This is a genomic window from uncultured Acidovorax sp. (assembly GCF_964021665.1).
GTDB classification, from domain to species: Bacteria; Pseudomonadota; Gammaproteobacteria; order Burkholderiales; family Burkholderiaceae_C; genus Acidovorax; species Acidovorax temperans.
The window spans coordinates 15,753-37,457 of record NZ_CAXIAK010000025.1 but is presented as its reverse complement, the minus strand read 5'-3'; the positions used below and the strand labels follow the sequence as shown (position 1 = coordinate 37,457).

Here is a 21,705-nt window from a genome sequence, read left to right as displayed (position 1 = left end):
TATGAAGGGCTCCGCCCGACGTCGATACTTGGGTTGGCAGACTGGGATGGAAACGCTTCTGTCATCCCAAAAGCTGAACATTAACTTCGGGCGTCTGCTTCAATGAGGCAAGCTCGAGACTTCGAATAGAGTGCAGCGCCATCAATGCTGCGCCCTGCGCCAGCGATGTCTCATTGATGTTGGGGCAGGAATGATGGCGCGAGTACTAGGAACTGGCTCCTTTTTACGGAGATCGTGCTGTTACCCGAATGAGCCACTCGCGGTGCCAGCCGGGCGCACAACGGCCACATCCCAAGTTAGGTACAAAACTTGCTTGGTCTTGCAAATGCAGACCTATCACGCCCACCTGAGACTTACCCCGCACCCGTCCGACGTGGCATCCCGATACCCATGAGCTGGCGCGCCTGCTTGGAGCTGCACTACAGCTTGGAATCAGCGCGCACCGTTGCCCGCTATCGCCATGACGGGCCGCTGCGCGTGCTGCGGAGCCTCTACCCCGAGGGCGACACCGTTTGCCACAACGTACTGGTCCATCCGCCGGGCGGTCTGGTGGGGGGCGACACGGTGGAGACCCAGGTTTCGGTGGCGCCCGGCGCGCACGGTCTCGTCACCACACCCGGCGCCACCCGTTTCTACCGCTCGTTGGGCGAGCCGGCCCGTCAGCGCGTGCACGCCCGGCTGGAGGCTGGCGCACGGCTGGAGTGGCTGCCGCTGGAGGCCCTGGCCTATAACCAATGCCAAGCTGAGAACTGTGCGGTGTTTGATCTTGCCCCAGGTGCCGAACTGCTGGGCTGGGATATCACCGCGCTAGGCCTGCCCGCGGCAGACCAGCCTTTTGCGGAGGGCTGCTTCACCCAGCATCTGGAGGTGCCGGGCGTCTGGCTGGAGCAGGGCCGCATCGCGGCCGACGACCTTCGGCTGCTCAATAGCCCGCTGGGCCTGGCCGGCCAGCGCTGCCTGGCCACGCTTTTCTTCATAGCAGGCACGCCCATCGAGCGCCAGCGCCGCGACTTCGCGCTCGACGCTGTGCGCCGGGTGATCGACGCGCATCCCTTGCGGCTCAGCGCCGGCGCTACCAGCCCGCATCCACAGGTGCTGGTGCTGCGGGTACTGGCACCGCTGGTTGAACCGGTACTGGAACTGTTGCGCCCGGCCCGTGCAGCGTGGCGCCAAGCACTGTGGCAGATGGACGCTGTGGCACCTCGGGTCTGGGCGACCTGAGCTTGTTGCGGCACGATGCGACCGATGGAGCTCTGGACTCCCCGGCTCAGGCGTCCTGCAGCAGGCTGCTCGCGATCGCCGCTGCCGCCGTTCGCGTTTCCACCCCGAGCTTCTCGAAGATGTGCTCCAGGTGTTTGTTCACCGTGCGCGGGCTCATGCCGAGGATGTCGGCGATGTCGCGATTGGTCTTGCCCTTGGCGAGCCACGAGAGCACCTCGGTCTCCCGTGGTGTGAGGACTGCACCACTCAGGCGTTTGTGTGCCGCATTCACTGCGGGACCGCCCTGGCGCAACAGGATCATGGTCTCGCCCGGGCCGGTCTGCCCTAGGTATTGGGCCTGCAACTGGCTGCCGTTGGGCAGCGGGGTTAGCGTTTCACCCTGAGTGATGGCAGCCTGCAGCCAGCCCTTTAGCGGCGTCGCATCGTCCTGCGGGCCCAGCGCTTCTTCCAGCCAGTGCATGGCCTGCGGCGAACGCCAGGCGATGCGACCCTGGCTGTCGAGCAACACTACACCGAGTCCGGCCACATCCACCGCCTCGCGAGCCAGCCGGCTGACATGCGCATTGCGCAGGTGGGTAGCCAAGCGTGCGAGCACCTCGGGAATCTTCAGCGGCTTGACCACATAGTCCACTCCGCCGCTGGCAAACCCTTCAACGATTTGTTCAGTCTCGGCCAAGCCAGTCATGAAGATCACCGGTACGTGGGCCCAGGAGGGTTCGGACTTGAGGCGGCGGCACAGAGCAAAACCGTTCTCGCCGGGCATGATGGCGTCGAGCAGCACTGCGTCGGGCACGGCCATCTCGAAACGTTCCAGCGCCTCGATAGCGTCGCGCGCCACCAGCACGGTGTAGCCTTCGATTGCCAGCGCATCGCAAAGCATGCGCAGGGTGTCGGGCGCGTCGTCCACCACCAGCACGACGCTGGAGACTGCAGGCGGCATGACGGGTTCAGCTTTCATCTTCGGTTTCTTTCAGACGTTCGATCAGGGCAGAGAAATCAAAACGGTCCACATGCACCGTCAGGCTTTGCAGCACTTCCGCAATCGCCGGCTCCTGCTCGGCACTGCTGCGCAGCAGGCCACGCAAGCCACTGGCATTGCCCATGCGAGCCAGGCCGATCAGACGGTGGCGCAGTTCATCTGGCAGCGGCAACTTGTCTGCCGACTCCCGCGTCACCGATGGGACTTCAGGAGTGTGCGGCAGGTCGCTCTCGTGCACCCACTCCAGCTGCAGGACCCGAGCCAGCAGGTCCAGCAGCTCGGACTCGATCACTGGCTTGCTCACGAAACCCTGGCAGCCAACGGCTTCCAGCAACTCGGGTCGGTTCTCGAACGGGTCAGCCGAGACGAAGATGATCGGCAAGTCAGGCCCAACATTGCTGCGGATGAGTTGCGCGGTCTGCCAGCCGTTGAGGTCGTCCATGTTGATGTCGAGCAGTACCGCATCGGGCCGGTGCTGCTGCAAAATCTCCAGGCATTCGCGGCCGCTGGCTGCCTCGCGCATGATGAAGCCCAGCGGCAGCAGCAGACTGGCCAGCAGCTGCCGCTGGATGGGCTGGTCGTCCACCACGAGCAAGGTGCGGCGAGGGTCGAGGTAGCCGACGATGGGACGCAGGTGGCGCAGGGTACGTGCGACCGGGGCCTTGATCTCGCGCAAATACAGGCGCACGCTGAAGGTGGTGCCCTGGCCCACGGCGCTGCGCAGTGTGAGCTCACCGCCCATGAGGCTGGTGAGCAGACTGGTGATGGTCAGGCCCAGGCCGGTGCCCGCTTCGCTGGCACGCCGTCCGGCGCTGCCGCGCTCGAAGGGCTGGAAGATGCGCTCCTGGTCTTGCGGGGCGATGCCGATGCCAGTGTCTTCCACCTCGAAGCGCACCACTTCGTGTCGGCAGTCCACGCGCAGCACGACAGCACCCCGGTTGGTGAAGCGCACGGCATTGCCCAGCAGGTTGATGAGGATCTGGCGCAGGCGCTTGGCGTCGGCTTGCACCCAAGCGGGTACGCGGCCCTGGGTTTCGAGGCGGAACGCGAGGCCCTTGCCCTCGGCCTGGGGCTGCACCATGCGCGCGAGTTCGGAGAGGAATTCCTGGAAGGGCAGCGGCGCTGGGTCCAGCCTCAGGCGGCCGGCCTCGATGCGGGCCAGGTCCAGCAGGCCGTCGATCAGTGCGTGCATGTGCTGTCCGCTTTGCTGGATGGTCGTGACGGCCTCGCGCGCGCTGCCCTGAAGCTCGCCGCTGCGCAGCAGGATTTGCGAATAGCCCAGGATGCTGTTGAGGGGCGTGCGCAGCTCGTGCGTCATACCGGCCACGTAGCGCGTCTTGGCCTGACTCGCGTTCTCGGCCACCTCCTTGGCGCTTTGCAGCGCGGCGTCGGTGCGCTGGTGGGCGTCGATTTCCTTTTGCAGCAACTGGGTCTGTCGCTCGGATTCGTCGTGCGCCATGCGCCGACTTTCGTTGGCCAGCACCAGCCACCAAGCCCACACCGCGGCCAGCAGAGCAAGCAGCGAAAACACCTTGACGAAGGGGCCACGCAACGCGTCTGGCGGCGCGGCCAGGCTCTCCTGCATGTAGACCACACCCAGCACAAAGGCCATGACGGCGCAAAAGGAGAGGAAGACCGTGAAGTACTGGCCGACGCGGAAGTTGAAACGGTTGTTCAGGCTGGGGGGCAGGATGGCTGCGAGCGCGGCGCGCACCTGGTCGGCCGCGCGCGCCTGGGTCTTGCAGCGATCATGGCAGCGTGATTCAAGCGAACAGCACAGCGAGCAGATCGGCGCACCGTAGGCCGGGCAGGCGGCCATGTCGGTGCTCTCGAACGGGTTTTCGCAGACGCTGCAGCGCACGAGTTCACCGACCTGCCAGGGCGAAGGATCGCGGCGCGCAAGGTAGTAGCGCCCCCGGGTGGCCCAGGCCAGCAGCGGCGCCGTGACCATGGCGGTGAAGAGCGCGATAAAGGGCGCGAAGGCGGCTGCGTATTCGCCCAGCCAGCCGAAGTGGGCCACAACCGAAAGCACCACGGCCAAGCCCATCGCGCCCAGGCCCACGGGGTTGATGTCGTAGAGGTAAGCGCGGCGAAACTCCACGCCCTTGGGGCTCAGGCCCAGCGGCTTGCTGATGACCAGATCCGCCACCAGCGCGCCCACCCAGGCGATGGCCACGTTGGCGTAAAGGCCCAGCACGCGCTCGAGCGCGCCGAAGACGCCCAGTGTCATCAGCAGCATGGCGATGATGACGTTGAACACCAGCCAGACCACGCGGCCCGGGTGGCTGCGCGTGAGCCGCGCGAAGAAGTTGCTCCATGCCAGTGATCCAGCATAGGCGTTGGTGACGTTGATCTTGACCTGCGAGATCACCACGAACAGCACCGTGAGCAGCAGCGCAGCCGTGGGGTCGCTCAGCGAGCGCAGGTAGCCCACCAGGTACATCTGCGTGGGTTCGGCCGCGTGCAGCGGCGATGTGCCGTACTGCAGAGCGACGAATGCCAGAAAAGCCCCGCCCAGCATCTTGAGCATGCCCGGCAAGATCCAGCCCGGGCCTGCCACGAGCACTGCGCCCCACCAGCGCCAGCGGTTGGCCGGGGTGCGCGCAGGCATGAAGCGCAGGTAGTCCACCTGCTCGCCGATCTGCAGCACGAGCGCGAAGGTCACCGCAGCGGCGGCGCCGAACATCAGCGGCTCAAAGTCGCTGCTGCCCGAGGTCAGGCCGGACAGGCCGGTGAACTGCACGTAGAAATCGGGCTGGGCCAGCGCGAACCATGCGAAGGGCCACAGCAACAGCACCACCCACAGCGGCTGGGTCCAGGTCTGCAGACGGGAGATGAAGGTGATGCCGTGCAGCACCATGGGGATGATGACCAGCGAGGACAGTACATAACACCACACCAGCGGCCAGTCCAGCACGAGCTGCAGCGCCAGCGCCATGATGGACGCCTCCAGGGCGAAGAAGATGAAAGTGAAGCTGGCGTAGATGAGCGAGGTGACGGTAGAGCCCAGGTAGCCGAAGCCAGCGCCGCGCGTGAGCAGATCCATGTCCAGCCCGTAACGTGCCGCATAGACGGCGATGGGCAGACCCGTGAGGAAGGTGACCAGCCCCATGACCAGGATGGCCCAGAGCGCGTTGGAAAAGCCGTAGTTCAGCGCGATGGCGCCGCCGATGGCCTCCAGCGCCAGAAAGGACACGCCGCCAAGGGCGGTGTTGGCCACGCGCAGCTCGCTCCATTTCCGTGCACTCTGGGGCGTGTAGCGCAGCGCGTAGTCCTCCAGCGTCTCGTTGGCTACCCAGGAGTTGTAGTCGCGGCGGATGCGAAAGATCTTTTGTGGTGCGTGGTTCATGCCTGCGCTTTTTTGGTGCATGCACTGTCAATACCAGTGCACACGCAAGAACCGTACTCAGCGGTGTGCGCATCCCGCGTACGTCAATTGACGTATGGGCCGTGGAGAGGGTTGTCCCTAATCTCAAGGCCGTGGTGACGCCGTGTCGCCCAGCACCTCCCGCAGGTGTTCTTGGTTCCCAACTCTTCTCTTCAGGAGTGCCCCATGAAAGACCAGACCGATCCGTCCCTGCTCCACCCGTCTGCTGCCGCCGACCTGCAGCGCCGCCGCCTTCTGCAGGCCATGGGCGCCATGTCCGTGGTCGGTCTGCCCGGCATAGCCATGGCCCAGCAGTTCCCCACCGCCAAGGTCAACACGACCAAGCTTGCCGTGACCGACACCGAGGTGGTGGTAGGCCAGTTGCACTCGTCTTCCGGCACCATGGCCATTTCCGAAACCGGTTCCATCCAGGCCGAGCAGCTGGCCATTGACCAGATTAACGCCATGGGTGGCATCCTGGGCCGCAAGATCCGCGTCATCAAGGAAGACGGCGCCTCCGACTGGCCAACCTTCGCCGAAAAATCGAAAAAACTGCTGGTCAACGACCACGTGGCCGCGGTCTTCGGTTGCTGGACCAGCGCCTCGCGCAAGGCCGTGCTGCCGATCTTCGAGAAGGAAAACGGCCTGCTCTACTACCCCACCTTCTACGAAGGCCTGGAGCAGAGCAAGAACGTGATCTACACCGGCCAGGAAGCCACGCAGCAGATCATCTACGGCCTGGACTGGGGCGCGAAGGAGAAAAAGGCCAAGACCTTCTTCCTGGTGGGCTCCGACTACATCTGGCCGCGTACCTCGATGAAGATCGCGCGCAAGCACATCGAGAGCGTGGCCAAGCTGGGCAAGGTGGTTGGCGAGGAGTACTACCCGCTGGGCAACACCAACTTCAACTCACTGATCAACAAGATCAAGGTGGCCAAGCCGGACTGCATCTTCGCAGCCGTGGTGGGCGGCTCCAACGTGGCGTTCTACAAGCAGCTCAAGGCCGCCGGCATCACCGGCGACAAGCAGTTCCTGCTGACGCTGTCGGTCACCGAGGACGAGATGACGGGCGTGGGCGGCGAAAACTTCGCCGGCTTCTACAGCTCGATGAAGTACTTCCAGACCCTGGACAACGAGAACAACAAGAAGTTCGTCGAAGCCTTCAAGGCCAAGTACGGCAAGGACGCCGTCATCGGCGACGTCACGCAGGCAGGCTACCTGGGTCCCTGGCTGTGGAAAGCCGCCGTCGAGAAGGCAGGCAGTTTCGACATCGACAAGGTGGTGGCCGCTTCGCCAGGCATCGAGCTCAAAACCGCACCCGAAGGCTATGTCAAGGTGCACCAGAACCACCACCTGTGGAGCAAGTCGCGCATCGCCATGGGCAACAAGGACGGCACCTTCAAGGTGGTATCCGAGTCGCCCAACCTGATCGAGCCCGATCCGTTCCCGAAGGGCTATCAGTAAGCAGGAATCCCCGCGAGGGGGTGTCGGCGGCGGCCTTCGTTGCAGCAACGGATGGCCGCCACCCTTGTTCTCAGACAGACAGGTGATGCCATGGAATTTTCGGAAATGCTCAACATCGCCCTCATGCAGGGCTTCGCAGGACTCAGTCTGTTCTCGGTGCTGCTGCTCATGGGCCTGGGCCTGGCCATCATCTTCGGCCAGATGGGCGTGATCAACATGGCCCACGGCGAGTTCATGACCATCGGCGCCTACACGGTCTTTCTCTTCTCCACGCTGACAGAGAAATTCGCACCCGGCTTCATGCCCTACTACTTCCCGCTGTCCATCGGTGTGGCCTTCATCTTGGCCTTCATCGCCGGTTGGCTGGTGGAATGGGGGCTGATCCGCTTTCTCTACAAGCGCCCGCTGGACACGCTGCTGGCCACCTGGGGCCTGAGCCTGGCCATCCAGCAGGTGTTCCGTTCAGCCATCGGTCCCAAGGAAGTCAGCCCTGCGCTGCCCGAATGGCTCATGGGCTCTTGGGCTCCGGCCCCGGGGTTGGACATTCCGATCAACGGCCTGTTTGTGCTGGGCCTCACGCTGCTGGTCACCTGCGGCGTTCTACTTGCCCTTTACAAGAGCCGCTGGGGCCTTCGGGTGCGCGCCACGGTGAGCAATCGCACCATGGCCAACGCCATCGGCATCAACACCAGCAAGACCGACCGCCTGACCTTCGCCATCGGTTGCGGCATCGCTGGTGTGGCGGGGGCAGCCTTCACCACCATCGGCTCCACGGGGCCGACCAGCGGCTCGCTCTACATCGTCGATTCCTTCCTGGTGGTGACTTTTGGTGGCGCCGCCAGCCTGCTGGGCACAGTGGCATCCGCCTTCGGCATCGCGCAGATGCAGTCCATCAGCGAGTTCTTCATCAGCGGCTCCATGGCCAAGGTGCTCACGCTGTCGTTGATCGTCGTGATTCTGATGATCCGCCCGCAGGGCCTGTTCGCCAGCAAGGTGCGCCGCTGATCCTGCCCTCAATTCTGGAGTCCTACCATGAACAAGTTCACCGCATGGATCAACAGCAAGGGGCTGAGCAGCGTGCTCATCCTCGCCGTCGTGCTGCTGGTCCTCTTCCCGCTCGCCTTCGACATCTTCCGTCTCAACCTGGTGGGCAAGTACCTGACCTACGCCTTCGTGGCGCTCGGTCTGGTCATGCTCTGGGGCTATGGCGGCGTGCTGAGCCTGGGCCAGGGGGTCTTCTTCGGCCTGGGCGGCTATGCCATGGCCATGTTCCTCAAGCTGGAGGCTTCCGACCCCGAGAGCACCAAGATCCAGTCCACGCCCGGTATTCCAGACTTCATGGACTGGAACCAGCTCACAGAGCTTCCCCTGTGGTGGCAGCCCTTCGAACACCTGCCCTTCGCGATGATTGCCGTTGTCGCCATTCCCACGCTGCTGGCTTTCATCATCGGTTATGCCATGTTCAAGCGACGCGTGGGCGGTGTGTACTTCGCCATCATCACCCAGGCGGTAGCGCTGATCCTCACGGTGCTCATCATCGGCCAGCAGGGCTACACGGGTGGCGTTAACGGTATGACCGACCTCAAGACGCTGCTGGGCTGGGACATCCGCACCGACAGCGCCAAATACATCCTCTACTACGTCTGCGCCCTGCTGCTGCTGGGCAGCATCGCACTGTGCCTTTGGGTGCAGAAGAGCAAGCTGGGCACCCTGCTGCTGGCCATGCGCGACAAGGAAGACCGGGTGCGCTTCTCGGGCTACGACGTGGCCATGTTCAAGGTCTTCGTGTTCTGCCTGGCGGCAGCGCTCTCAGGCATTGGCGGGGCACTGTTCACGCTGCAGGTGGGCTTCATGTCGCCGTCTTTCGTGGGCATCGTTCCCTCGATCGAGATGGTGATCTACGCCGCCGTGGGCGGGCGCATGAGCCTGGTGGGGGCGGTCTACGGCGCACTGCTGGTGAACTTCGGCAAGACCTACTTCTCCGAGAGCTTCCCCGACCTCTGGCTGTTCCTGATGGCCGGGCTGTTCATCGGCGTGACCATGGCCTTCCCCGACGGGCTGGCTGGCGTGTGGGAGAAGAAAGTCAAGCCCTGGTGGGCGCGCAAGCAGGCCGAACGCCTGGCCATCCGCGCGGCCGTAGCGCGCGATGCTGCCACGCCGGCGACCCCCACTGACGACATCAACGCGCCGAGTACTGTGCGTCCGCTGCATGCCACCCCCACGGGCCAAAACGCCTGAAATCCCAGGAGTCCATCATGAGCAACACCGACTTCGCCGTGGCCATCGAAGACCTGACGGTCTCCTTCGACGGCTTCAAGGCCATCGACAGCCTGACCCTTTATATCGACAAGAACGAGCTGCGCGTGATCATCGGCCCCAACGGCGCGGGCAAGACCACGCTGCTGGACCTGATCTGCGGCAAGACCAAGGCCAGCAGCGGCAGCATCAAATTCAGGAACGAGGAACTCACCGGGCTGGACGAGCACATCCGCGTGCGCCGCGGCATCGGCCGCAAGTTCCAGACACCCTCGATCTACGAAAACCTCTCTGTCTTCCAGAACCTTGAAGTGTCTTACCCCGCAGGTCGCTCTGTCTTCGGCGCCCTCGGCTTCAAACGCACCGACGAGGTGAAGGCGCGCGTGCAGGTAGTGGCCGAGGAGATCGGCCTGGCCGACGCCCTGGAAATGGAATCTGGCCTGCTCTCGCATGGTCAGAAGCAGTGGCTGGAGATCGGGATGCTGCTGATGCAGGAGCCCGAGCTACTGATGCTCGACGAGCCCATTGCCGGGATGAGCGCCCGCGAGCGCGAGCTGACAGCCGAGCTGCTCAAGCGCATCTGCAAAGGCCGCTCTGTGATCGTGATCGAGCACGACATGGAGTTCGTCAAGCAGATCGCGCACAAGGTCACTGTGATGCACCAGGGAAAGATCCTCGCCGAGGGCTCCATGGAGGCCGTGCAGGCTGACCCCAAAGTGATCGACGTCTACCTGGGCCACTGATTTCACCGGAGAACACACCATGCTCAAAGTCACCGACATGTACACGGCCTATGGCCAGAGCGAAGCGCTGCACGGCATCTCCTTCGAAGGGCACAAGAACGAGACGGTTGCCATCATGGGCCGCAATGGCATGGGCAAGACCACGCTGTTCAAGAGCCTCATGGGTGTGCTGCCTCTGAAGTCCGGTCGCATCGAAGTCGCGGGCCAGGACGTCTCGAAAGACGAAAGCTACAAGCGCGTCGCCAAAGGCATTGCCTACGTGCCTCAGGGCCGCATGATCTTCCCCACCCTCACGGTGGAGGAAAACATCCAGACCGGGCTGGAGAACTCCAGAACCAAGCAGATCCCGGACGAGATCTACGCGCTGTTCCCCGTGCTGTGGGACATGCGCCGACGCAAGGGCGGCAACCTCTCGGGCGGGCAGCAGCAGCAGCTGGCGATTGCCCGCGCTTTGGTGACCGACCCCAAGGTGCTGCTGCTCGACGAACCGACCGAAGGCATCCAGCCTTCCATCATCAAGGACATCGCCAAGGCGCTTAACGAGATCCGCAAGCTGCGCGAGATCACCATCGTTGTGTCCGAACAGGTGCTGTCCTTTGCCATGGACGTGGCCGACCGCCTGTTCGTCATCGAAGGCGGCCGCCTCGTGCACGAGACGCTGCGCGAGCAGACCGACGTCAACCGCATCAAGTCCTACCTCTCTGTCTGATCCATCCGTTTTCTTTCGTCCTCAAGGAGCATCGCCATGGCTGACACCCTCATCAAAGTTGATCTGACCCAACCCGCCCCGAGCAACCCGCTGGTGCACAACCGCTGGCACCCGGACATCCCGATTGCCGTGTGGGTCAAGCCAGGCGACGACTTCATCCTCGAGACCTACGACTGGACCGGCGGCTACATCAAGAACAACGACAGTGCGGACGACGTGCGTGACATCGACCTCACGACTGTGCATTACCTCTCAGGCCCAGTGGGCGTGCAGGGCGCAGAACCTGGCGACCTGCTGGTGGTGGACCTGCTGGACATCGGCGCCAGGGACGACAGCCAGTGGGGCTTCAACGGCTTTTTCAGCAAGCAGAACGGTGGCGGCTTTCTGACCGACCACTTCCCGCTGGCGCAGAAGTCGATCTGGGACTTCAACGGCATGTTCACCAAGAGCCGCCACGTGCCGGGCGTGGAATACGCAGGTCTGATCCACCCGGGCCTGATCGGCTGCCTGCCCGACAAGAAGATGCTCGACGAGTGGAACAAGCGCGAGGCAGAGTTGATCGCCACCGACCCCGACCGAGTGCCCGGCCTGGCCAACCCCCCCTTTGCGGCCACCGCGCACTGCGGCAAGGCCCAGGGAGATGTTGCCAACAGAGTGGCCGCCGAAGGCGCACGCACCGTGCCGCCTCGCGAGCACGGTGGCAACTGCGACATCAAGGACCTGTCGCGCGGCTCGCGCATCTTCTTCCCGGTCTATGTGGACGGCGGTGGCCTGAGCGTGGGCGACCTGCACTTCAGCCAGGGCGACGGTGAGATCACCTTCTGCGGTGCTATCGAGATGGCTGGCTGGGTCCACATGCGCGTCAACCTCATCAAGGGCGGCGTGGCCAAGTACGGCATCAAGAACCCGATCTTCAAGCCCAGCCCGATCACGCCGAACTACAAGGACTACCTGATCTTCGAAGGTGTCTCGGTCGACGAGCAAGGCAAGCAGCACTACCTGGATGTGACCGTGGCCTACCGCCAGGCCTGCCTGAACGCCATCGAATACCTGAAGAAGTTCGGCTACAGCGGCGCCCAGGCCTACTCCATCCTCGGCACAGCGCCGGTGCAGGGTCACATCAGCGGTGTGGTCGACGTGCCCAACGCCTGCGCCACGCTGTGGCTGCCAACCGAGATCTTCGACTTCGACATCAACCCCACGGCGGCCGGCCCGGTGAAGTTCATCGACGGCAGCGTGCAGATGCCAATCTCGCCCGACAAGAAGTAAGCCCCAGGAGCCCTGCATGCCCACCTATGACTACGCCTGTCCGGCCTGTGGCGGCTTCGAGGCGCTGCGCAGCCTGTCGCAGCGCGATGAGCCCTGCAGCTGCCCGGACTGCGGCACCGCTTCGACCCGCGTCTTCGTGGCCGCACCACGCCTGGCCTGCCTGAGCAGCGAGACGCGCCGCGCGCGCGAGACCAACGAACGGGCATCGCATGCCCCGCGTTCCTCGCGCGATGGCTCGTACGGGCGGCTCAAGCACCCGGCAGGGTGTGGCTGTTGCTCGACCAGCGGCAAGCGTGGGGCCACGGTGACGGCGCCCAATGGCGCCAAGGCCTTTCCTTCGAAGCGGCCCTGGATGATCAGTCACTAAGGGCTCACCCCCAGGCTGCGCAAAGGGCGTGTCGCTTCGCCCCCCCCCTTGCAGGGGGCGGACACCTGTGGCCCGGCTGAGCCGGTTCCACGGTGTCCCTCCGATCTGGAGTGGCAAACGGCCGGCGCGTGCAGCACCTGTTTTTGTATAGATGAATCGGAGCCAACAACCATGATCCACGGCGATATTTCCAGCAGCAACGACACCGTCGGCGTTGCCGTCGTCAACTACAAGATGCCACGCCTGCACACCAAGGCCGAAGTGCTGGCCAATGCGCGCAAGATCGCCGACATGGTGGTCGGGATGAAGCAGGGCCTGCCCGGCATGGACCTGGTGATCTTCCCCGAGTACAGCACCCACGGCATCATGTACGACGCCAAGGAGATGTACGACACCGCCGCCGCCGTGCCGGGCGAGGAGACCGCCATCTTTGCCGAGGCCTGCCGCAAGGCCAAGGTCTGGGGCGTTTTCTCGCTCACCGGCGAACGGCATGAAGAGCACCCGAACAAGGCGCCCTACAACACACTCATCCTGATGAACGACCAGGGCGAGATCGTGCAGAAGTACCGCAAGATCATGCCCTGGGTGCCGATCGAAGGCTGGTACCCCGGCAACTGCACCTATGTGAGCGAAGGCCCCAAGGGCCTGAAGGTCAGCCTCATCATCTGCGACGACGGCAACTACCCCGAGATCTGGCGCGACTGCGCCATGAAGGGCGCCGAACTCATCGTGCGCTGCCAGGGATACATGTACCCGGCCAAAGACCAGCAGGTGCTCATGGCCAAGGCCATGGCCTGGGCCAACAACAGCTACGTGGCTGTGGCCAACGCCACCGGCTGGGATGGCGTCTACAGCTACTTCGGCCACAGCGCGCTTATCGGCTTCGACGGCCGCACGCTGGGTGAATGCGGGGAAGAGGAAATGGGCGTGCAGTACGCAGCGCTGTCCAAGAGCCTGATCCGCGACTTCCGCAAGAACGGCCAGAGCGAAAACCACCTGTTCAAGCTGCTGCACCGTGGCTACACCGGCAAGATCAACTCCGGCGAAAGCGGGGATGACGCCAAGGGGGTTGCCGCCTGCCCGTATGAGTTCTACGGCAAGTGGATCAGCGACCCCGAAGGCACACGCAAGCAGGTCGAGTCGTTCACGCGCTCCACCGTCGGCACGGCCGAATGCCCGATCGACGGCATCCCGAACGAGGCCCCCAGCCACCGTTGAGTCGCTACCGCCGGCCCGGCACCCGAGCCGGCATGTCCCCAGTTGTCCCGAGGCTGCACCGTGTCTGCTCCTGCCCCTGTCTCCGATCCGCTCGCGGCCTACCGCATCACCGAAGCGCCCTACTACCGCCCGTGCAGTGGCGAGGTGGCGCTGTACCAGCACGCCTACGCGCACCGCCTGCCGCTCATCCTCAAGGGGCCGACCGGCTGCGGCAAGACACGCTTCGTGGAGTACATGGCCTGGAAGCTCGGCCGCCCGCTGGTGACACTGGCCTGCAACGAGGACATGACGGCGGCCGACCTGGTGGGCCGCTGGCTGCTCGACGCCGACGGCACGCGCTGGCACGACGGGCCGCTCACGCTGGCGGCGCGCCATGGCGCGATCTGCTACCTCGACGAGGTGGTGGAGGCGCGCCAGGACACCACGGTGGTCATCCACCCGCTGACCGACGCGCGCCGCATGCTGCCGCTGGACCGCAAGGGCGAGCTGGTGCACGCCCACCCGGACTTCCAGCTCGTGGTCTCCTACAACCCGGGCTACCAGAGCGCGGCCAAGGACATGAAGCCGTCCACGCGCCAGCGCTTCGCGGCGCTGGAGTTCGACTACCCCGACGCGACGGTGGAAACCGAGATCGTGGCGCACGAGGCTGGTATCGACGCCGCGCTGGCCGCGCAACTGGTCGGCGTGGCGCAGGGCTCGCGTGCGCTGCGCCAGCAGGGCCTGGACGAAGGCATCTCCACCCGTATGCTCATCTATGCCGGCATCCTGATCCGCGACGGCGTGGCCCCGCGCGACAGCTGCGAGATGACAATGACGCGCGCGCTGACCGACGACCCGGACCTGCTGGCCGCGTTGCGCCAGCTCGTGGATGCCCACTTCCCCTGAGCCGCGATGTACCGCGATGTACCGGGCCGACGCTGACACGCCCACTCTTGCCGCGCTGGGCCTGCTGCTCGGTGGCCTGAGCCGGCGCACGCTCACGCTGCAAACACTGGCCGGTGCCTCCCCATCGCCGTCTGCGGCTCCGCGCGCCGTGCTCAGTACGACGCACCTGCTGCTGCCAGCGGCGGTCATGCAGGATGCCACGCTGGCACGCGCCGCCATTGCCCACGCAGCGGCGCACCTGCTGTATTCGTCACCGGCCCAGGCTGCGGGCACGCTCAAGCCACTGGGCCTGGCCGTGGCGTCAATGATCGAGGATGCGCGCGTTGAAGCGCTGTTGATGCAACGCCTGCCCGGCGTGCGCCGCTGGTTCCTGCAGGCCCAGCCGGCGCACGACCCGCACGGGCTGGACGTGCCCAGCCTGCTGGCCCGCCTGGGCCGCGCGCTGCTCGACGGCCACTACGCCGACGGCAACCACTGGGTGCACAAGGGCCGCACGCTGTTTGCCGCCACCCGCCATGACCACGGTCTGGCGGACCACGCCGCCTTCCGGCGCCTGGCTTCCATCCTCGCCAACGACCTGGGCCAGATGCGCGTGCGGCTAGACCCGCAGCAGTGCGTGGTGCCGGCCACCTACCGCGACGACCATAGCTACCTCTGGCAGCACGGCGCCACGGCCGACGACACCACCGAAGCGCTGCAGGTACCCGCCGCGCCACCCCCGCCCGCCGACGCGTCAGCGGCCGACACTCCGCCAACCGATGCCAAAGAACAACCCATCGACGAGGGCATCTGCCACCTCTACCCGGAATGGGACTACCGCCTGCAGCGCGAACGCACCGACTGGTGCACCGTGCGCGAGGTCGTGCCCCCGGCCGCAACACTTCACGGCTTGCCGCCCGCAGCCGAGCCCGCCACGCCCTGGCGCAACCGGCGCCGTCTGAGCCGCAACCAGCGCCTGCGCCGGCAGTGGGAAGGTGAAGACCTCGATCTCGACGCCGCCATCGATGTGCAGGTGGAACGGCGCCTGGCGCTGGCACCCGATGGGCGGCTGTTCGTGCGCCCCGGCATCGAGGCGCCGCGCTGCAGCGTGCTGGTGTTGCTCGACCTGTCGGCCTCCACCGGCGACGTTGCCGCCGGCAGCACGCAGCCCTTGCTGGCCGTCGAGCAGCAGGCAGCGCTGCTGCTGGCGCGTGCCGCCCAGGCCGGGCACGACCGCATCGCCATCCACGGCTTTGCCTCCAACACCCGCGCTGCGGTGCAATACCTGCGGCTGCTGGACTTCGGCACGCCGCTGGATGCGGCGCACACCCAGCGCATCCTGGGCACCCGCGCTGCCGGGTCCACCCGCATCGGCGCTGCGCTGCGCCATGCCACGCGCTGCCTGCTGGCCGAGCCCGCCGGCCAGCGCGCCATCGTGCTCATCACCGACGGCGCGCCGTCGGACATCGACGTCTTCGACACCCGCTATCTGACCGAGGACGCCCGCGCCGCCGTCTTGGCCGCGCGGCGCCTGGGCGTGCAGTGCCATGGCCTGGTGGTTGACCCCGGGGCTGATGCCTACGCACGCCGCATCTTCGGCTGGCGCAACTACCGCGTGGCCAAGACCGCTGTGCAGTTGCCATGCCAGTTGGGCGAACTCTATGACCGGCTGGCGACGCTCTGAGCGCGGACCATGCACCGACCTCGCCTTGCGCACCAACATGGCGCACTCCACCCTGGTGCACGCCGGCGGGCGCACCATGCACGGGCGTGATCTCTGCGCCGCCATCCTGCGCACCCGTGGCAGCCGTGCGAAGGCGGCACGGCAATTGCATGAAGGAGCGCCATGGAACCGCCCCCGCGTTCGGCCTGCCTTGACAGCCGCGCGGTCTGATGTGGAAGCGAAGCAATATGGAACTGACTCCCCGCGAAAAAGACAAGCTGCTGATCTTCACCGCCGCCCTGCTGGCAGAGCGCCGCAAGGCCCGGGGGCTGAAGCTCAACTACCCCGAGGCGGTGGCCCTGATCAGCGCCGCCGTGATGGAAGGCGCACGCGACGGCAAGACCGTGGCGCAGCTCATGAGCGAAGGCCGCACCGTGCTCACGCGTGACGATGTGATGGACGGCATCCCCGAGATGATTCCGGACATCCAGGTCGAGGCCACTTTTCCCGATGGAACCAAGCTGGTCACCGTGCACCAGCCCATCGTCTGACCCCTTTCCCCCTCTTCTCTCTGTGGAGCCCCCATGCGCATCGCCCTCTCACACCGCCACACAGCCGCTCTTGTTTTCATAGCTGCCAGCGCAATCAGCACGGTCGCCAGCGCCCATACGGGCACTGAATCGCACATCCACAACAGCTTTCTGAGCGGCTTTGCCCACCCCCTGTTCGGCCTGGACCACCTGGCCGCCATGGTGGCTGTGGGCCTGTGGAGCGCCCTGGCCGCCCGCAGCGCCGGGCGCGATCTGCTGTGGGGCCCCGTGGGCTTTGCGGCCATGCTGCTGGTGGGCGCCATGCTGGGCCTGCAGGGTGTGGCGCTGCCTGCGGTGGAGCCGATGATTGCCGCGTCGCTGCTGGTCACGGGCCTGCTGGTCGTGTCGCGCCTGCGTGTGCCCGGGCTGGTGGCAGCGCTGGGGGTGGGCGTGTTTGCCGTGTTCCATGGCGTGGCCCACAGCTACGAGCTGGCGGGCGACGACAGCGTCTGGTTGACCCTGGCGGGCATGCTCACGGCTACCGTGCTGCTGCACAGCGCAGGCCTGGCCGCTGGCTGGGCACTGCGCCACCGCCATGTGTGGCTGGCCCGCGCTGCAGGTGCTGGCGTGGCTGCGTTCGGTGGCGCGCTGCTGGCGCAGATGGCCTGAGCCTTCCCTTCCAAGGAGCCTTCATGATCCCCGGCGAACTCATCACTGAACCCGGCGAGCACGTGCTCAACGCGGGCCGCCGCACCGTCACGCTGGTGGTGCGCAACACCGGCGACCGGCCCATCCAGGTCGGCTCGCACTACCACTTTGCTGAAACCAACAACGCCCTGGGCTTTGACCGCGCCGCGGCACGCGGCATGCGGCTGAACATTGCCTCGGGCACCGCCGTGCGCTTTGAGCCCGGACAGGAGCGCACCGTGGAGCTGGTGGACTACGCGGGCGAGCGCAAGGTTTATGGCTTTCAGGGCCTGACGCAGGGCGCGCTCTGAAACATTGAAACAAATCAGCCTCTAGCGCTTATTGGATAAGCGCAAGCAGCTATCAAAACCATAGTAGACCGTTCTAGCGGAGCACCCCCATGGCAACCATTGGACGACGCGCCTATGCCGAAATGTTCGGCCCCACCGTGGGCGACCGCGTGCGCCTGGCCGACACCGAACTGATCCTCGAAGTCGAGGCCGACTACACCCTGCGCGCAGGCAGCTACGGCGAAGAGGTGAAGTTTGGCGGAGGCAAAACCATCCGCGATGGCATGGCCCAAAGCCAGCGCACCAACGCAGGGGGCGCGGTAGATACGGTGCTGACCAACGCCCTGGTAATTGACCACACTGGCATCTTCAAGGCCGACATCGGCCTGCGCGCGGGCCGCATCGCCGCCATCGGCAAGGCAGGCAACCCCGACACGCAACCGGGCGTGGACATCATCATCGGCCCCGGCACCGAGGTCATCAGCTGCGAAGGCAACATCGTCACCGCGGGCGGCATCGACAGCCACTTCCACTACATCTGCCCGCAGCAGATCGAAGAAGCCCTGGCCAGCGGCGTGACCACCATGCTGGGCGGCGGCACCGGCCCCGCCACGGGCACGCTGGCCACCACCTGCACGTCCGGCCCGTTCAACATGGAGCGCATGCTGCAGGCCGCCGATGCCTTCCCCATGAACCTGGGCTTTCTCGGCAAGGGCAACGCCAGCCTGCCCGATGCGCTGCACGAGCAGATCAACGCGGGTGCCATCGGCCTCAAGCTGCACGAAGACTGGGGCACCACGCCCTCGGCCATCAGCAACTGCCTGGACGTGGCGGACGAGACCGACACGCAAGTCGCCATCCACTCTGACACGCTCAACGAATCCGGCTTTGTGGAGAACACCATCGCTGCCGTGGCCGGGCGCGGCATCTGCGCCTTCCACACCGAGGGCGCGGGCGGCGGGCACGCGCCCGACATTCTGCGCGTGGTGGGTGAGGACAACTTTCTGCCCTCTTCCACCAACCCCACCATGCCCTACACGCACAACACGCTGGACGAGCATGTGGACATGCTCATGGTGTGCCACCACCTCGACGCCAGCATTGCCGAAGACCTGGCCTTTGCCGAAAGCCGCATCCGCAAGGAGACGATTGCCGCCGAAGACATCCTGCACGACCTGGGTGCCATCAGCATGATGAGCAGCGACAGCCAGGCCATGGGCCGCGTGGGCGAGGTCATCCTGCGCACCTGGCAAACCGCGCACAAGATGAAGGTGCAGCGCGGCAGCTTGCAAGGTGACACGGTCCGCAACGACAACACGCGCATCAAGCGCTACGTGGCCAAGTACACCATCAACCCCGCCATTGCCCACGGCATCGCTCACGAGGTGGGCTCGCTCGAAGTGGGCAAGTGGGCCGACATCGTGATATGGAAGCCTGCGTTCTTCGGCGTCAAACCCGCGCTCATCCTGAAGGGCGGCTTGATCGCCATGGCCGCCATGGGCGACCCCAATGCCTCCATCCCCACGCCCCAGCCCGTGCACTACCGGCCCATGTTCGGCGCGTTTGGCGGGGCCATTGCCAAGACCTCGCTCACCTTTGTGTCGCAAGCCGGGTTGAACGCAGGCGTTGGCGAACGCTTTGGTTTGCGCAAGCAGCTCAGCGCCGTACGCAACATCCGTGGCGTGCGCAAGCAGCACATGGTGCACAACAGCTACACGCCGAAGATGGAGGTGGACGCGCAAACCTACACCGTGCGCGCCGACGGCCAATTGCTCACCTGCGAGCCCGCCACGGTGCTGCCCATGGCGCAGCGGTACTTTTTGTTCTGAGCAACGCAGGCCGCCCACGCACCGCACATGCCGGGGCCACAATGCGCGTTTTGTTGATTGCCTGTTGCGACGGAAACCCATGCTCCAAGTCTCCAAACTTCTCCCCCAGGGCCAAGGTCTTGCGCCCGTCCTGCTCAAACGCGCCGCCACCGTTGAACTCGACTGGGACGTGCGCCAGAAAAGCCGCTTTGCCGCCACTGACTCGGCGGGGCGCGAGCTGGGCATCTTCCTGCCGCGCGGCACGCTGGTGCGCGGCGGCGACGTGCTGGTGGCCGAAGACGGCTCCATGGTCCGTGTGATTGCCGCGCCACAACCGGTGCTGGTCATCACCCATTGCCAACACCACGGCACACCGTTCGACCTGACGCGCGCTGCCTACCACCTGGGCAACCGCCATGTGCCCATCGAGCTGCAGCCCGACCACCTCAAGATCGAACCCGACCATGTGCTGGCCGAGATGCTGCGTGCCATGCACCTGATCGTGACCGAACAGAACCTGGCGTTTGAGCCCGAAGGCGGCGCGTACGCAGCGGGGCATGGTGGTGGACACAGCCATGGGGATCATGGTCACGACCATCACCACGGCCACGGCCATTCACACGATCACTCCCATTCGGATGCCCACGACCATGGGCACAGCCACGATCACAGCCATGCCGCCCCCGCTGCAACCGTTGCAACAGCGCCCCGTGGTCGCACCGTGTCCATCCCGGTGGTCGCCCAAGGGCATGTACACGGCCCCCACTGCAACCACGACCACTGAGCCCGCAGCCTTATCCCATGCGCCTGGACCGCCCCACGCCTCTGCCTGCCGCCAGCTTCTTGCAGCTGATGTGGCTGGCCTCGCCCGCGCTGCCCGTGGGTGGGTTCTCTTACTCCGAAGGGCTGGAAAGCGCCATTGAAAACGCGGGCCTCGCCAGCGAAGCCGCCGTGGGCGACTGGCTGCTGGATCAGCTCCACATCACCCAGGCGCGCGGCGACATGGCCCTCATCGCCAAGGCCGTGGGCGCTTGGCGGCGCGGCGACATGGGGCATGTGAAAGAACTCAACGACTGGGTGCTCCACACCCGCGAAACCAGCGAGCTGCGCCTGCAGACCGAGCAAATGGGCCGGTCCATGGCCGACTGGCTGCGCAACCAGTACCAAGGCGACGAGGCCCTGATGCCCGCCGTGCGGCACCTGGCCGCCCTGCCCCCCACCTACCCCGTGGCCTTCGCCCTGGCCGCATCCATCACCCAGGCCCCGGTACGCGAAGTGCTGCTGGCCTACGCCTTTGGCTGGGCCGAGAACATGGTGCAGGCCGCACTCAAATCCATGCAACTGGGCCAAAGCGCAGGCCAGCGCATCCTGGCCCGGCTGGCTGCGGCCATTCCGCTGGCCGCAGACCACGCCGCCAGCCTGATGGACAGCGAGCGCCAGGCGTTTTCGCCCATGCTGGCCATTCTGAGCGCCCAGCACGAAGTGCAATATTCAAGACTTTTTCGCTCCTAGCGCAAGCAGGATCAGCGCAAGCAGCTATCTATTTAATAGCAAATGACGCCATCACCCACACCATGACCACCGCACTGCACCACATCCCGAACCGCACCAAAAACCTGCCCCCCCTGCGCGTGGGCATCGGCGGCCCCGTAGGGTCCGGCAAAACCACGCTGCTGGAAATGCTGTGCAAAGCCATGCGCGATGACTACGACCTCATCGCCATCACCAACGACATCTACACCAAGGAAGACCAGCGCCTGCTCACCGTCAGCGGCGCGCTTCCGCCTGAGCGCATCCTGGGCGTGGAAACCGGCGGCTGCCCCCACACCGCCATCCGTGAGGATTGCTCCATCAACCTCGAAGCCATCGACCGCATGCTGGGCGAGTTCCCCAACGCCGACATCGTGTTTGTGGAAAGCGGCGGCGACAACCTGGCCGCCACCTTCAGCCCCGAGCTGAGCGACCTCACCATCTACGTCATCGACGTGGCCGCCGGCGAGAAAATCCCCCGCAAGGGCGGCCCCGGCATCACCAAAAGTGATCTGTTCGTCATCAACAAAACCGACTTGGCCCCCCACGTGGGCGCCAACCTGGACGTGATGCGCGCCGACACCGAGCGCATGCGCAAGACAGCGCAAGGCCTCAAGCCCTTCGTGATGACCAACCTCAAGACACAGGCGGGCTTGGACGAGGTCGTGAGATTTATCGAGAAGAGCGGCTTGCTCAAGGCCTGAGTACATCGCTCATGGTGGACACCGGCACGTGGGCTG

The 21,705-nt window shown here is 65.3% G+C and carries 20 protein-coding genes; 18 read left to right on the top strand and 2 right to left on the bottom strand.

From position 1 onward, the window contains the following. Window positions 1-390: 390 nt before the first annotated feature. Window positions 391-1,221 (top strand): urease accessory protein UreD, encoded by an 831-nt coding sequence (locus AADJ04_RS07760; protein WP_288487031.1) that lies wholly within the window; start codon window positions 391-393, stop codon window positions 1,219-1,221. 46 nt (window positions 1,222-1,267) lie between these two features. Here the strand turns inward: AADJ04_RS07760 and AADJ04_RS07755 are convergent, their stop codons facing one another. Next, window positions 1,268-2,179 (bottom strand): DNA-binding response regulator, encoded by a 912-nt coding sequence (locus AADJ04_RS07755; protein ID WP_044397006.1) that lies wholly within the window; start codon window positions 2,177-2,179, stop codon window positions 1,268-1,270. Further along, window positions 2,169-5,549 carry an ATP-binding protein gene (locus AADJ04_RS07750; RefSeq protein WP_207374902.1) on the bottom strand — a complete coding sequence of 1,127 codons (3,381 nt, stop codon included), beginning with the start codon at window positions 5,547-5,549 and terminating at the stop codon, window positions 2,169-2,171. Before AADJ04_RS07750 ends, AADJ04_RS07755 begins: the two co-directional genes overlap by 11 nt. Before the next feature lie 204 nt (window positions 5,550-5,753). On the opposite strand from AADJ04_RS07750, the gene urtA reads away from it, so the two are divergent. The 17 genes from urtA (at window position 5,754) to ureG (ending at window position 21,669) form a co-directional block, all read left to right on the top strand. Then, entirely contained in the window at window positions 5,754-7,031 is a 1,278-nt protein-coding gene (gene urtA / locus AADJ04_RS07745; RefSeq protein WP_207374901.1) for an urea ABC transporter substrate-binding protein, read from the top strand. Window positions 7,032-7,121: 90 nt separating this feature from the next. Then, window positions 7,122-8,036: an urea ABC transporter permease subunit UrtB gene (gene urtB / locus AADJ04_RS07740; protein ID WP_341239258.1), complete on the top strand. Its 915-nt coding sequence runs from the start codon at window positions 7,122-7,124 to the stop codon at window positions 8,034-8,036. A gap of 27 nt (window positions 8,037-8,063) precedes the next feature. Further along, the gene (gene urtC / locus AADJ04_RS07735; protein ID WP_207374899.1) at window positions 8,064-9,269 is read left to right on the top strand and encodes an urea ABC transporter permease subunit UrtC; all 1,206 of its coding nucleotides are present in this window, start codon (window positions 8,064-8,066) and stop codon (window positions 9,267-9,269) included. A gap of 17 nt (window positions 9,270-9,286) precedes the next feature. Further along, window positions 9,287-10,030 carry an urea ABC transporter ATP-binding protein UrtD gene (urtD, locus tag AADJ04_RS07730; RefSeq protein WP_044397001.1) on the top strand — a complete coding sequence of 248 codons (744 nt, stop codon included), beginning with the start codon at window positions 9,287-9,289 and terminating at the stop codon, window positions 10,028-10,030. Window positions 10,031-10,049: 19 nt separating this feature from the next. Further along, window positions 10,050-10,739: an urea ABC transporter ATP-binding subunit UrtE gene (gene urtE / locus AADJ04_RS07725; protein WP_044397000.1), complete on the top strand. Its 690-nt coding sequence runs from the start codon at window positions 10,050-10,052 to the stop codon at window positions 10,737-10,739. A 36-nt stretch (window positions 10,740-10,775) separates the two neighbouring features. Continuing rightward, on the top strand, window positions 10,776-12,008 hold the full coding sequence (fmdA, locus tag AADJ04_RS07720; protein ID WP_207374898.1) for a formamidase: 1,233 nt from the start codon (window positions 10,776-10,778) through the stop codon (window positions 12,006-12,008). A 16-nt stretch (window positions 12,009-12,024) separates the two neighbouring features. Further along, window positions 12,025-12,375, top strand: coding sequence for a zinc ribbon domain-containing protein (locus AADJ04_RS07715; RefSeq protein ID WP_207374897.1), 351 nt, complete (start codon window positions 12,025-12,027; stop codon window positions 12,373-12,375). Window positions 12,376-12,546: 171 nt separating this feature from the next. Then, complete coding sequence (locus tag AADJ04_RS07710; protein ID WP_054254879.1) at window positions 12,547-13,593, top strand: aliphatic amidase; 1,047 nt, start codon at window positions 12,547-12,549, stop codon at window positions 13,591-13,593. Between the two features lie 60 nt (window positions 13,594-13,653). Then, window positions 13,654-14,478 carry a CbbQ/NirQ/NorQ/GpvN family protein gene (locus tag AADJ04_RS07705; RefSeq protein WP_341239257.1) on the top strand — a complete coding sequence of 275 codons (825 nt, stop codon included), beginning with the start codon at window positions 13,654-13,656 and terminating at the stop codon, window positions 14,476-14,478. Beyond that, on the top strand, window positions 14,462-16,141 hold the full coding sequence (locus tag AADJ04_RS07700; protein WP_341239256.1) for a VWA domain-containing protein: 1,680 nt from the start codon (window positions 14,462-14,464) through the stop codon (window positions 16,139-16,141). Before AADJ04_RS07705 ends, AADJ04_RS07700 begins: the two co-directional genes overlap by 17 nt. Before the next feature lie 227 nt (window positions 16,142-16,368). Then, window positions 16,369-16,671: an urease subunit gamma gene (locus AADJ04_RS07695; RefSeq protein ID WP_066694819.1), complete on the top strand. Its 303-nt coding sequence runs from the start codon at window positions 16,369-16,371 to the stop codon at window positions 16,669-16,671. Between the two features lie 33 nt (window positions 16,672-16,704). Continuing rightward, window positions 16,705-17,319, top strand: a complete 615-nt coding sequence (locus AADJ04_RS07690) for a HupE/UreJ family protein (RefSeq protein ID WP_066784572.1) — start codon at window positions 16,705-16,707, stop codon at window positions 17,317-17,319. Window positions 17,320-17,342: 23 nt separating this feature from the next. Continuing rightward, complete coding sequence (locus tag AADJ04_RS07685; RefSeq protein WP_066694813.1) at window positions 17,343-17,648, top strand: urease subunit beta; 306 nt, start codon at window positions 17,343-17,345, stop codon at window positions 17,646-17,648. Between the two features lie 89 nt (window positions 17,649-17,737). Then, entirely contained in the window at window positions 17,738-19,456 is a 1,719-nt protein-coding gene (gene ureC / locus AADJ04_RS07680; protein WP_341239255.1) for an urease subunit alpha, read from the top strand. Between the two features lie 79 nt (window positions 19,457-19,535). Then, a complete protein-coding gene (gene ureE / locus AADJ04_RS07675) occupies window positions 19,536-20,219 on the top strand; it encodes an urease accessory protein UreE (RefSeq protein ID WP_341239254.1) in 684 nt (227 codons plus the stop codon). A gap of 17 nt (window positions 20,220-20,236) precedes the next feature. Next, window positions 20,237-20,947, top strand: coding sequence for an urease accessory UreF family protein (locus tag AADJ04_RS07670; RefSeq protein WP_066784564.1), 711 nt, complete (start codon window positions 20,237-20,239; stop codon window positions 20,945-20,947). 62 nt (window positions 20,948-21,009) lie between these two features. Further along, window positions 21,010-21,669, top strand: a complete 660-nt coding sequence (gene ureG, locus AADJ04_RS07665) for an urease accessory protein UreG (protein WP_341239253.1) — start codon at window positions 21,010-21,012, stop codon at window positions 21,667-21,669. The last annotated feature ends 36 nt before the right edge of the window (window positions 21,670-21,705 follow it).